13 protein-coding genes are annotated in these 13,205 nt (G+C 40.9%); all 13 read left to right on the top strand.

Annotated features, from left to right (window positions below; genetic code table 11):
* Positions 1–193: 193 nt before the first annotated feature.
* The 13 genes from QUF73_08440 (at position 194) to topA (ending at position 13,110) form a co-directional block, all read left to right on the top strand.
* A complete protein-coding gene (locus QUF73_08440) occupies positions 194–580 on the top strand; it encodes a YlqD family protein (GenBank protein MDM5226240.1) in 387 nt (128 codons plus the stop codon).
* A 12-nt stretch (positions 581–592) separates the two neighbouring features.
* Positions 593–1,114, top strand: a complete 522-nt coding sequence (rimM, locus tag QUF73_08435; protein ID MDM5226239.1) for a ribosome maturation factor RimM — start codon at positions 593–595, stop codon at positions 1,112–1,114.
* A complete protein-coding gene (trmD, locus tag QUF73_08430; protein MDM5226238.1) occupies positions 1,114–1,851 on the top strand; it encodes a tRNA (guanosine(37)-N1)-methyltransferase TrmD in 738 nt (245 codons plus the stop codon). The genes rimM and trmD overlap by 1 nt, the downstream gene beginning before the upstream one ends.
* Before the next feature lie 137 nt (positions 1,852–1,988).
* Positions 1,989–2,333, top strand: a complete 345-nt coding sequence (gene rplS, locus QUF73_08425; GenBank protein ID MDM5226237.1) for a 50S ribosomal protein L19 — start codon at positions 1,989–1,991, stop codon at positions 2,331–2,333.
* Positions 2,334–2,547: 214 nt separating this feature from the next.
* Positions 2,548–3,099, top strand: a complete 552-nt coding sequence (lepB, locus tag QUF73_08420) for a signal peptidase I (GenBank protein MDM5226236.1) — start codon at positions 2,548–2,550, stop codon at positions 3,097–3,099.
* A gap of 44 nt (positions 3,100–3,143) precedes the next feature.
* A complete protein-coding gene (ylqF, locus tag QUF73_08415; GenBank protein MDM5226235.1) occupies positions 3,144–4,016 on the top strand; it encodes a ribosome biogenesis GTPase YlqF in 873 nt (290 codons plus the stop codon).
* A gap of 86 nt (positions 4,017–4,102) precedes the next feature.
* Entirely contained in the window at positions 4,103–4,882 is a 780-nt protein-coding gene (locus QUF73_08410) for a ribonuclease HII (protein MDM5226234.1), read from the top strand.
* Between the two features lie 11 nt (positions 4,883–4,893).
* Positions 4,894–6,753, top strand: coding sequence for a hypothetical protein (locus tag QUF73_08405; protein ID MDM5226233.1), 1,860 nt, complete (start codon positions 4,894–4,896; stop codon positions 6,751–6,753).
* Positions 6,750–7,046, top strand: coding sequence for an EscU/YscU/HrcU family type III secretion system export apparatus switch protein (locus tag QUF73_08400; protein ID MDM5226232.1), 297 nt, complete (start codon positions 6,750–6,752; stop codon positions 7,044–7,046). The genes QUF73_08405 and QUF73_08400 overlap by 4 nt, the downstream gene beginning before the upstream one ends.
* 305 nt (positions 7,047–7,351) lie before the next feature.
* The gene (gene sucC, locus QUF73_08395; protein MDM5226231.1) at positions 7,352–8,512 is read left to right on the top strand and encodes an ADP-forming succinate--CoA ligase subunit beta; all 1,161 of its coding nucleotides are present in this window, start codon (positions 7,352–7,354) and stop codon (positions 8,510–8,512) included.
* A gap of 133 nt (positions 8,513–8,645) precedes the next feature.
* Positions 8,646–9,548, top strand: a complete 903-nt coding sequence (gene sucD / locus QUF73_08390; GenBank protein MDM5226230.1) for a succinate--CoA ligase subunit alpha — start codon at positions 8,646–8,648, stop codon at positions 9,546–9,548.
* 114 nt (positions 9,549–9,662) lie between these two features.
* On the top strand, positions 9,663–10,538 hold the full coding sequence (gene dprA / locus QUF73_08385) for a DNA-processing protein DprA (GenBank protein ID MDM5226229.1): 876 nt from the start codon (positions 9,663–9,665) through the stop codon (positions 10,536–10,538).
* Between the two features lie 496 nt (positions 10,539–11,034).
* The gene (topA, locus tag QUF73_08380; GenBank protein MDM5226228.1) at positions 11,035–13,110 is read left to right on the top strand and encodes a type I DNA topoisomerase; all 2,076 of its coding nucleotides are present in this window, start codon (positions 11,035–11,037) and stop codon (positions 13,108–13,110) included.
* The last annotated feature ends 95 nt before the right edge of the window (positions 13,111–13,205 follow it).

Genomic DNA, 13,205 nt, shown 5'->3' with positions numbered 1-13,205 from the left:
TTACAATCTAAAAAATCCTGCTGTTTGAACTTTATTGTCCTCTGATTTAAAACTTTATTCATCAACGGGCAGAATATATAATTAACACAGCATTTCACGAGAAAAGTTAAAATAAAAACATCGCCAACTAAGAATTTGACAGTAGTGTCAGTAACGCCGTTTTTTAATCGGATCAATTTGGGAGGCGCTGTACATGAACATTATTCAATCGGTTACAGTTAAGCAGGTGCTGACAGAGAACAGCAAGAAAGAACTGCTGGAAGGCTATATGGCCCAAAAAAAGCAGCTGCAGAAAGAAAGTGATCAGCTGAGGTTTGAACTGAAAAAACAGGAAAAAACCAAAAAACTGCATCCGGCCAGTCTAAAAAAGCATTTTGAAAAGGAAATTCAAATGAGGCAGGAAAAAGTCCAGCTCCTCGATTTTCAAATAGAACAATTACATATGCTACCATTAGGAAGCGAATTAAAAGAAAAAGAAGTCCAGGCGATTATTGAGATTCAAAAGGGTACCCGCTGGGAAGACATAGAAAAAGGGAAAACCATCATCATAAGAGATGGAATTGTAGATGAAATACGCTAGAGGTGATAGTAAATGCAGAAATGGTTCAACGTAGGAAAAATCGTGAACACCCATGGCATAAAAGGGGAAGCAAGAGTCATTTCCAAAACAGACTTTGCAGAAGAAAGGTATAAGCCGGGAAATAAACTTTATTTGTTCATGCCTGACACAAAAGGTGATCCAATTGAACTGATAGTGAAAACTCACCGTACCCATAAATCATTCGATTTGCTTACATTTGAAGGATACGAAAATATTAATGAGATTGAAAAAATGAAGGGTGGCATCCTGAAAATTTCAGAAGATCAGTTAGGCGATCTTGAAGAAGATGAATTTTACTACCATGAAATCATAGGGTGTACTGTTGAAACGCTTGATGGAGCGGAAGTAGGTAAAATCAAGGAAATTCTTTCTCCTGGAGCAAATGATGTATGGGTAATCAAAGCAAAAGGCGGGAAGGAAATCCTGATCCCCTATATTGAAGATGTTGTTAAGGAAGTTAATGTGGAAGACAAACTTGTGAAAATTAATGCGATAGAAGGTTTGCTTTCATGATGAATATTGATGTGCTCACGCTGTTTCCTGAAATGTTTGAAGGAGTTTTTGGGCATTCCATTTTAAAAAAAGCGGCTGAAAATGAAGCAGTGAAATATAATGTGGTCAACTTTAGGGAGTATGCCGACAATAAGCACAAAACCGTAGATGATTATCCATATGGCGGAGGGGCGGGAATGGTTTTAAAACCGCAGCCCATATTTGATGCTGTAGATGATCTTCGCAGTAAAAGCGGGGCATCTCCGAGGGTTATTCTTCTGTGTCCTCAAGGAGAACGCTTTACACAGAAGAAAGCTGAAGAGCTTGCGGAAATGGATCACCTGATTTTTGTTTGCGGCCATTACGAGGGATATGATGAAAGAATACGGGAACATGTGGTAACCGATGAAATTTCAATTGGAGATTTTGTGCTGACTGGAGGAGAGCTCGGAGCCATGGTCGTAATCGATAGTGTTGTCCGATTGCTCCCTGGTGTGTTAGGCAACGAAGAATCACACCTGAAAGACTCTTTCAGCACAGGTTTTCTTGAACACCCTCATTATACCCGTCCAGCGGATTTCAGGGGAATTAAAGTGCCGGATATCCTCATGTCAGGGAATCATCGCCTTGTCGAAGAGTGGCGAGCCAAAGAATCCTTGAGAAGGACGTATGTAAGGCGTCCTGATCTTCTTGAGGATGCAGAATTAACAAAAGATCAGCAAAAATGGCTAGAAGAAATAAAAAAAGAAGATAAATAACATTGAAGTTGCCGTCCAAGTATGGTATGATACTTTTTGTGACTTAGGCTGAACTTGTTCAGTTTATGTCTGATAAAGATGTTCCGCTGCAAACATATAGGTTGTGCAAGAGCGTCTGCTGAGAGGAGTTGAAAACGATGCAAAAATTAATTGAAGAAATCACAAAAGAACAGCTTCGTACAGACCTTCCGTCTTTCCGTCCTGGTGATACTGTACGTGTACACGTAAGTATTGTTGAGGGAACTCGTGAGCGTGTTCAGGTATACGAAGGTGTTGTGATTAAGCGTCGTGGTGGTGGAATCAGCGAAACTTTCACAGTTCGTAAGATTTCTTACGGTGTAGGCGTTGAGCGTACATTCCCTGTACACACACCTAAGATTGCGAAGCTTGAAGTTATCCGCCGCGGTAAAGTCCGCCGTGCGAAACTTTACTACCTGCGTAACCTTCGCGGTAAAAAAGCTCGTATCAAAGAAATTCGATAATAAAGAAAAGAAGGAGCTTGTTAATCAAGCTCCTTTTTCTTTCATGAAACAGCAGAATGCAAATAATATTACATAAATGTTAAATAATATATAAATAAGATTCCCATCGTGTTTATTAAGATGAATTTTTGTACAATAAACAATAGAAATCACTTACTGCGGTACAAGCAGGAATATTAGCATAATTTTTGACGGAAGAATGGTGGGGAAGGCTATGGCAAAAAAGAAAAATGAATTGTGGGAATGGACAAAAGCTCTTGTAATCGCAGTCCTGCTAGCGGCAGTCATCAGATATTTTTTATTTGCGCCGATTGTGGTTGACGGCTTGTCCATGATGCCAACATTGCATGATCAGGATCGAATGATTGTTAATAAGTTCAGTTATAAGATTGGAGAGCCGGAGCGCTTCGACATCATTGTTTTCCATGCACCGGAAAACAAAGATTACATCAAAAGGGTAATAGGTCTTCCTGGAGATAAGATTGAATATAAAGATGATACTCTTTATGTTAATGGAAAAGCTTATGAAGAGCCATACCTGGATGAATATAAGAAGCAGGTAATCGATGGTCCGCTGACAGAGCCGTTTACTTTAAAAGAAAAGATTGGACAGGAAACAGTGCCAGAAGGCCACTTATTTGTAATGGGTGACAACCGCCGCTTCAGCAAGGACAGCCGTCACATTGGCCCTGTTGCAATGGAAGAAGTACTGGGCGATGCCGGAGTAATATACTGGCCTATAGAGGACATTCGCATCGTTGATTGATGATTCTTTGTTTTATAAATACATATCGGATGGAGGTGCCAGCTTTGACGATCCAGTGGTTTCCAGGACATATGGCAAAAGCCCGCAGGCAGGTTACAGAAAAATTAAAACTGGTCGATATCATCTTTGAGCTCGTTGATGCAAGGATCCCTTATTCATCACGAAATCCGATGATCGATGAAATTATTCAGCACAAACCCCGGCTTGTTTTATTGAATAAAGCTGACATGGCTGATAAAGAAGCGACAAAAAAGTGGATCAGACATTTTCAAGATAAGGGCATAAGAGCTCTTGCGATAAACTCACAGGCGGGACTAGGCATGAAGGAAATCGTCTCCGCGTCTCAGGGGATTCTTCAGGAAAAGTTCGATCGAATGAAAGCGAAGGGTGTCAAGCCAAGAGCAATCCGGGCAATGATTGTAGGTATTCCAAACGCTGGAAAGTCCACCCTTATCAATCGCCTGGCCAAAAAGAATATTGCCAGGACAGGAAATACTCCCGGCGTTACGAAAGCTCAGCAATGGATAAAGGTAGGGAAAGAGCTGGAGCTTCTCGATACCCCTGGGATCCTATGGCCAAAATTTGAAGATCAGGAAGTAGGTCTTAAGCTTGCTCTGACTGGAGCAATTAAAGATACTATATTAAATCTTCAGGATGTTGCAGTATATGCCCTGCGCTTTCTCGGTGATAAATATCCAGATCGCCTGAATGAGCGATATCAGCTTGATGAAATCCCTGAAGATATTGTTGAAGTGTTTGATAAAATTGGCAGGCTGCGCGGCTGTCTGATGGGCGGCGGCGAAATTGATTATGATAAGGTAACAGAGCTGGTAATCAGAGAATTCCGTTCTGAAAAATTGGGGCCAATCACTTTGGAACTGCCTGAAGAGATGGCAGTTCGGAGTGAAGCTGAATAGTTTAGATGAAGACCTTCTGTCCACAGGAGGCCTTTATTTTTTTTGGAAAATGCCGATACATACATTAGATTGAAAAGGAGAAGGCCGTGGAAAAGTTAACCATTCGCCAAATAGAAGAAAAGATCAAAACAATTAAGTTAGAGGATGACCCTTTCCTTCACTCGATAAAACATGATGACAGAAAAGGCGTACAGCAGCTTTTAGCAAAATGGCATTTCCGAAAGCTGCAGCAAAAGAAGATATTTGAAAAGCATAAAGAAATGACCCAGTATGAAGTTCGGTACAGGAGCCAGGGTTTTCAGTTTATTGCCGGAATTGATGAAGTAGGCAGGGGGCCTCTTGCAGGGCCAGTGGTAGCTGCAGCAGTTATTTTGCCTGAAGACTTTTTCCTGCCGGGTTTAGATGATTCAAAAAAGGTGTCTGAGAACAAAAGAGAAGAGTTTTTTGAGATAATTAAGGCTAAGGCTGTGGCAGTCAGCGTTGGAATCATTGAGTCTGAAGAAATCGACCGCATCAATATATTTGAAGCATCAAAAAAGGCAATGTTATCAGCAATTGAAGGGCTGAACCCAAAACCAGACTTCCTGCTTGTAGATGCCGTAAAACTTTTAACACCATACCCAATGGAAGCAATCATTAAGGGAGATGGCAAAAGCATATCGATTGCTGCAGCTTCTATCATAGCTAAAGTCACGAGAGACAGAATGATGGCTGAAATAGGTACAGAATTTCCCCAGTATGGATTCGAGAAAAATATGGGCTATGGGACGAAGGAGCATCTTGAAGCCATCATACTTCATGGAATTTCTCGTTATCATCGAAAGAGCTTTGCGCCAATAAAAGATCGTATTAGTGAAATAGAATAGAAGGTGAAGGCATGAAGCCGTCTGAAATTATCCAAAGAATCATAAGCCATGACCAGAACAATGCAGTAAAAACAGCTGCATTTAGACCTGGGCAAATTGTCAGCGGAAAAATAGTAAAGCTATTTCGGAACCAGACGGCAGAGGTGCAAATAGGGTCTCATAAAGTGATTGCGCAGCTTGAAACCCCTTTGTCAGCCAACAGCAGATATTGGTTTAAAGTTGAGCCAGGTGTGGAAATGCTGCGCTTAAAGGTAATGGAGTCAGCAAATAGACCAGGTGCGGCAGCTCTGGCTGAAAGCCTTCTAAGCCAGCTCGGAATGCAGTTATCCAGAGAAAATAAAATGCTTATTCAATTTTTTCTTAAAGAACAGCTTCCAATAACTGGTGAAACTTTAAAAATGTCATCTGAATGGATCAAGGAAAGCCAATCTGCTGAAGATGGCCTGAGGACAGTAAAAGAGCTGATTATTAGGCAGCTTCCTTTTTCAAAGGATATTTTTTCAGGGCTATCCTCAGTCTTGCATGGGGACTCTCTTACTTCGCTTATGGGAGAATTACAGGAGGAGTTAAAGGGTGCTGATTTATCATCCAAAGGGCAGCAAATATATTCGCTCCTTGGGGATCTGACAAAGACTTCAAGAGAAAAACTAGGCCAGCAGGCTATAATCAGATTGTTTTCTGAGTGGCTGAATACAAAAAATCAGGCAAGATCAAATACTGCTTTCCAGCTCCTGAAAGTAATTGGGCTGATGCCGGGTGAAGCGGATGAGGCTGCGGCTCTAAAGCAGCTTACGGAAGGAAGCATTCAAAATAAACCGATTAGTCATGTCCTGACAGAACTTCTGAAAGCAAACGAATCCGGAAACAGGCAGGAATTTATATTGAACTTGGCTAAGCTTAATGGGTTTATTTCACAAAGGTCGGAAAGCAGTGGACAAGCTCAAACATTAGAAACCTTATTCAATGATATACGAAATGGAAAGATTTTTTTTCCTGCAGAAAGGAATTTGCTTAATGCCCTTTTCAAATCAGCTCTTTCTTACACATTAAATGCTGATTTGGGCCAATTATTGTCAGATCCACCTGGGTTAAAGCAGGCTGCTGTTCAGGCGGGGAGGATACTTGCCGGTGAGAAACCTTCGGTAGCTGCGGCTCTCACTCTGCAGGAAAAGACAATGCTGGAAGAACTGAAGAATAGCCTGCGAACAGAGTTGAATTTTACATATGACCAGAGGAATATTCATAGTGAATTAAAGAGAATAATCAGAACATTGGGGCTTTCTTATGAACATGACATTTTAAATTTATTAAAACATCACGATGAGGGAGCCGCCGAAAAGCTGGACACCCTTAAACCGCTCCTAATGGGCCTTTTAAATGAAGAAACTTCACATTCAGCTAAAGATGCAGCCGAACGGCTACTGCATAAATTAACCGGCTTTCAGGCTCTCTCACAGGAATCCGGTCCATTGCAGCACTATATCTTTCAGCTGCCGGTTTCCTTATGGGGGAAGATCTCCGATTTGACAATGCAGTGGAGCGGCCGGAAAACGGAAGCGGGAAAAATTGATCCCAGCCATTGCCGGGTTATATTTTATTTGAATTTGGAGCATCTGAATGAAACGATTGTCGATCTTCAAGTCCAAAACAGAATCATAAATATTTCAGTTATTACTGAGCACAAAGAAATAAAGGACTTAACAGCTCCATTTGCTGCTGACTTAAAAGAAAACCTTTTAAAATTAAATTATAAGCTGTCCTCAGTTTCCTTCCAAAAGCCGGAGTCTGCAGGAGATTCACCAATGGCAAGAGAAACAATTACATCTATTGTGCAATCAAATCAATTCAGCGGAGTAGATATAAGGATATGAAAAAAGATCATGAAAGACACAGGAAAGAAGCGGTAGCATTAACCTATGATCCTGAAAGTCAGGGAGCACCAAAGATATCTGCAAAGGGGAAGGGCCTGGTTGCTGAAAATATCCTTGCGAAGGCTAAGGAACATGATATTCCGGTTCAGGAAGATCCTGCTCTTATGGAGCTTCTTGGCAAGCTTAACATCAATGAGGGAATACCGGAAGAACTATATCAGGCTGTTGCTGAGGTGTTTGCTTTTATCTACAGGACTGATCAGGAAGCTGGGAAGAGGGAACATATGAAATAATCTATTCTGGTAAACCAATATGGTTCTTTCTCAGCGAATCAATTCCATGGGATGACAGCGTGATTTTACTTGAGTCTAATAGAAAAGAAAACTGTCGAAAAGACAGTTTTTCTTTATTTTAAAAAAATATTTTTATGATAAATTATGTTAAAAACATCTATTATGACAGGGTTTTTGCACTTTTTAATATTTCTAATTTTTAAAGAAATATAATATTTTAGAGTAAATGGTAGACAAGGGGTTTTTCATTTAATAAAATGAAAGCGCAGTCTATTTTTTTGAAGAGTTAGATAGGAGGATGGGAAATGAATATACATGAGTATCAAGGTAAAGAAGTCCTCAGACAATACGGGGTGGCAGTTCCGAACGGAAAAGTGGCATTTACAGTAGAAGAAGCTGTTGAAGCTGCTAAAGAACTTGGCACTGAGGTATGTGTGGTTAAAGCACAAATCCACGCCGGAGGACGCGGTAAAGCTGGCGGTGTAAAAGTTGCCAAAAATCTTGAAGAAGTTCGTACATATGCAGGTGAAATCCTGGGGAAAACACTTGTTACACATCAAACAGGCCCGGAAGGCAAGGAAGTAAAGCGTTTACTGATTGAAGAGGGCTGTGACATTAAGAAGGAATATTATGTTGGTCTAGTATTGGATCGCGCAACATCACGGGTAGTTTTAATGGCTTCTGAAGAGGGCGGCACAGAAATCGAAGAAGTGGCTGAACAGACGCCTGAAAAGATCTTCAAGGAAGAAATCGATCCTGTACTTGGTTTAACAGCATTCCAGGCGCGCAGAATCGCTTTTAATATCAACATCCCATCAAAGCTTGTCGGACAAGCTGTTAAATTCATGATGGGCTTATACAGAGCTTATATAGAAAAAGATTGCTCCATCGCTGAAATCAATCCATTAGTAGTAACTGGTGACGGCAAAGTAATGGCTCTGGATGCAAAGCTGAACTTTGATTCAAATGCTCTTTACCGTCAAAAAGACATCATGGCTCTTCGTGACCTTGAAGAAGAGGATGCAAAGGAAATCGAAGCATCAAAATATGACCTGAGCTATATTTCCCTTGATGGAAACATCGGCTGCATGGTTAACGGTGCAGGATTGGCGATGGCTACTATGGATATCGTTAAGCACTATGGCGGAGACCCGGCCAACTTCCTTGATGTTGGGGGCGGAGCAACCGCTGAGAAGGTTACTGAAGCTTTCAAAATCATCCTTTCTGATAAAAACGTAAAAGGTATTTTTGTTAATATTTTTGGCGGAATCATGAAGTGTGACGTCATCGCCACTGGTGTAGTGGAAGCAGCGAAGCAAGTAGGCTTGACTGTGCCTTTAGTTGTACGTTTGGAAGGTACGAATGTTGAATTGGGCAAGAAGATCCTTGCTGAATCCGATATCGATATCATCGCAGCTGAATCAATGGCTGACGGCGCACAAAAAATCGTTTCTTTAGTAGGCTAAGAATCAAAATTGAGCGGCCGTTCAGTGTCTAAGGCATATAGCGGAACCCTTTAGGCGTTATTGCCTGATAGATCTTTTGCTTATGACCTTTGAACGCAGGATGGCACTCTTTAGACCAGAAAGGAGAATTAACGTGAGCGTATTTATTAATAAAGATACTAAAGTTATAGTTCAAGGGATTACTGGTTCAACAGCCCTTTTCCATACTAAGCAAATGCTTGAATACGGAACGCAAATTGTCGGCGGTGTTACTCCGGGTAAAGGCGGTACTGAAGTAGAAGGTGTTCCTGTCTTCAATACTGTGGAGGAAGCAGTTAAGGCGACAGGCGCAAACGCCTCAGTTATCTATGTTCCAGCTCCATTTGCTGCAGATGCTATTCTTGAGGCCGTAGATGCAGAATTGGATCTTGCCATTTGTATCACTGAGCATATTCCCGTATTGGATATGGTTAAAGTTAAGCGTTATATGGAAGGCAAGAAGACTCGCCTTGTAGGTCCTAACTGCCCTGGTGTTATTACTCCTGATGAGTGTAAGATCGGCATTATGCCTGGATACATCCATACTAAAGGTCATGTTGGGGTTGTTTCCCGTTCTGGAACATTGACTTATGAAGCAGTACACCAGCTGTCACAAGCTGGAATCGGCCAGTCTACTGCTGTTGGAATCGGCGGAGACCCGGTTAACGGAACAAACTTCATCGATGTATTAAAAGCATTTAATGAAGATCCAGATACTTATGCTGTAATCATGATTGGTGAAATCGGCGGAACAGCTGAAGAAGAAGCTGCAGAGTGGGTTAAAGCGAATATGACTAAGCCAGTTGTAGGCTTCATCGGCGGACGCACTGCACCTCCTGGAAAGCGTATGGGCCATGCCGGCGCAATTATTTCAGGAGGCAAAGGAACAGCTGATGAAAAAATCCGTGTTATGAATGAATGCGGTATTCAAGTAGCGGACACTCCATCCGTAATGGGTGAAACCCTGATAAAGGTTTTAAAAGAAAAAGGCCTTTATGATCAGTGTAAAACTCATTAATTTTATTTAAATAATTCAAGAATAGTCCCTCAAATTGAGGGACTATTTCTGCATTGGCAAATCCAGGTATCCCCGCCCTTACCCCGCTTTTAAAAATTATTCAGGAGGCTCCCTATGAATGAATTTAATATGAGGCTCACCCATCTCCATCATTGCAGAGGAATGAGCTGGAAGATGATTTATTACATTCTGAAGAAAGATCCCCAATTAAAATGTATGTATAATGATTCAACCCGCCGAATGATGCCCCGCATATTCACCACTCAAGATTGTCCTTCAAATGTACTCCAAGATCTTCATTCCGATCAAATCCAGGAACAAATCCGCCAATACTCACCAAATGGCATTAGAACCATTACTATTTTTGATGAGGAATATCCAAGGCTATTAAAAGAAACGTACCAGCCGCCATGGGTTATTTATGCGAGAGGTGATATCGGTCTTCTGAATAGCGGATCTCACCTGGCCGTTGTCGGATCCAGACAGGCAACAGAGTATGGAGAAAAAGCCATTCAATACATGTTTCCCAAGCTTATTGAAAAAGGGGTTATTATTGTAAGCGGGCTGGCGGCTGGCATTGATGCCATTGCGCATAAGGAAGCAATCAAAAATAAAGGGAAAACAATTGGTGTCATAGCTGGCGGTCTGTTCCATATTTATCCCCAGGCTAATCAAAAGCTGGCATATGAAATGATGAAAAATCAGCTGGTTATTTCTGAATATCCGCCAGACACAAGACCCTCAAGATGGCAGTTTCCAATGAGGAACCGAATTATCAGCGGCATTAGCAGAGGCACACTGATAATCCAGGCAAAAAGCAAAAGCGGCTCCCTTATCACAGCTAATTATGCGGTTCAAGAAGGAAGAGATGTCTTTGCAGTCCCTGGAAATATATTTAGCCCGTTTTCAGGGGGAACCAATGAATTAATTCAGCAAGGCGCCAAACTGGTAAAATCAGCTGAAGATATTTTAGAAGAATTTCTTTACTGATCAGTAAATGAAATAGGAGCCTTGTTATTAATTAAGTGCTCCTTTTCTTACATCAGCTCATATTAATTGTGTTAATTTAAAGGAATTTTTACAAAAAGGTTGAAATTCTATTAAAACTGTTATACATTTTGCAACAGGTATTATGGAAAGAAAAAGACTGCTTGTTTATTCATTTTAGAATTTTTTCTTGGAAACGGTTGCGGAAATATTCCGCTTAAGTTTGACAAACTTGAATAGAATGTAGAATAATAATGAATATTTCAATACGCAAGCAGTAAAGCTGATGATAACAGCAAGCTGGCGAAGAATAATTCATATTAATTCAATTATGCTAAAAGACACTTAAACCGCTCCTCAGGATATAAATATCCAACCTGAGGCTGTTTTATAGGTTATTGATAAATGAAAGCAGGCAAGTTTAGCAGGGCAAGAAGTACCGCAATTCAAGATTGATTTTGCCTGAATGTTTAAAAATCCCTCTCAAGGAGGACTATTGATGTCAGAGTTTCTTGTAATCGTTGAGTCACCTGCAAAGGCGAAAACGATTGAGCGTTATTTAGGGAAAAAATATAAAGTTAAAGCTTCTATGGGCCATATAAGGGATTTGCCTAAAAGCCAAACCGGAATAGATGTTGAAAACAACTTTAAACCAAAGTACATAACCATTCGTGGGAAGGGTCCAGTTTTAAAGGAACTTAAGTCTGCGGCCAAAAAGGCTAAGAAGATTTACCTCGCGGCTGACCCGGATCGTGAAGGTGAGGCTATTGCATGGCATTTGGCACATAGCTTAGATATGGATGTGAATTCTGAATGCCGTGTTGTTTTTAACGAGATTACAAAGGATGCAATAAAAGAATCTTTTAAACATCCACGACCAATTAATATGGATTTGGTAGACGCACAGCAAGCAAGAAGGATGCTGGATAGACTTGTTGGTTATAACATTAGCCCGTTACTATGGAAGAAAGTGAAAAAAGGCTTAAGTGCAGGCCGGGTACAATCAGTTGCGGTACGGTTAATAATTGACCGAGAGAAAGAAATCAAGAGCTTTATACCAGAGGAGTACTGGTCTATTGATGGTGAGTTCTTGAAAGGAAAAACAGCGTTTGATGCCACTTTCTATGGTTTGGAAAATGAAAAGGTTGAATTGAAATCTGAAAGTGATGTACAGAATATCTTAAGCAAGATGGAAGGCAATAAATTCGAAGTTGCTTCGGTTACAAAGAAAGAACGAAAGCGGAACCCTGCGGCCCCCTTTACGACTTCCTCACTCCAGCAGGAAGCTGCAAGAAAATTGAATTTCCGTGCCAAGAAAACGATGATGCTTGCCCAGCAGCTTTATGAAGGTATAGATTTGGGCAAAGAGGGTACTGTCGGTTTAATTACTTATATGAGAACCGATTCAACTCGAATATCTGAAATTGCTCAAAATGAAGCAGCTGATTATATAAAGAACTTTTACGGCGAAGAATTTTTGCAGAGTGAAAAGAAAAAAGAAAAGAAAAACAGCAATGCCCAGGATGCTCACGAAGCTATTCGTCCTACAAGTACTTTAAGAGCACCAACAAGTTTAAAGGAATACTTATCTCGTGACCAGCTAAGGCTATATAGGCTTGTTTGGGAGCGTTTCGTTGCAAGCCAGATGGCGCCTGCAGTAATGGATACTATGAGTGTTGATCTTAAAAACGGTGAGGTTATATTCAGGGCTACTGGCTCTAAAGTGAAATTTTCTGGTTTTATGAAGGTTTATGTTGAGGGAACGGATGACCAGTCAGAAGAAAAGGATAATATGCTTCCTGACCTTAAAGAAGGAGACGAGGTTCTTAAGAAGGATATTGAACCCAAGCAGCACTTTACCCAGCCTCCTCCAAGATATACCGAGGCAAGACTTGTTAAAACGCTTGAAGAACAAGGAATTGGCCGTCCATCGACTTTTGCTCCGACTCTGGATACCATCCAAAAACGGGGTTACGTCGCCTTAGACAACAAACGTTTTGTTCCAACAGAGCTTGGTGAAATCGTTCATGAGTTGATGATAGAATTTTTCCCGGAAATCCTAGATATAGAATTCACCGCGAAAATGGAAAAAGACCTGGACTATGTGGAAGAAGGCAAAGTGTATTGGGTGAAAATCATTGATGAATTTTACGGAGACTTTGAAAAGCGGCTAGAGAAAGCAGAAAAAGAAATGCAGGAAGTTGAAATTAAGGATGAACCTGCAGGTGAAGATTGTGAGCAATGCGGAAATCCAATGGTGTTCAAGATGGGGCGCTATGGAAAATTCATGGCATGCAGTAATTTCCCTGACTGCCGCAATACAAAACCGATTGTAAAGGATATAGGTGTGAAGTGTCCGAAGTGCAAAGAAGGAAATATAATAGAAAGAAAAAGCAAAAAACGCCGGATCTTCTACGGCTGTGATAGATTCCCTGAATGTGACTTTATTTCATGGGATAAGCCCCTGCCAAGAAGCTGTCCAAAATGTGATAACCTTCTAGTTGAGAAAAAACTCAAAAAAGGTGTCCAGGTTCAGTGTGTTGAATGCGACTATAAGGAAGAAAAGCAAAGTTAAGGGTGGGCTTAAATGCTCACTCTTTTCTATTGAGGGATGTGCATCCAGAATACTTCCAGCCCGGTTTCGTTCTTTCGTTTATCTCAAAGTACAGC

The organism is Cytobacillus sp. NJ13 (assembly GCA_030348385.1).
Taxonomy (GTDB): Bacteria; Bacillota; Bacilli; order Bacillales; family Cytobacillaceae; genus Cytobacillus.
The sequence above is the reverse complement of the archived record's forward strand: the minus strand, read 5'-3'. Positions and strand labels throughout refer to the sequence as shown.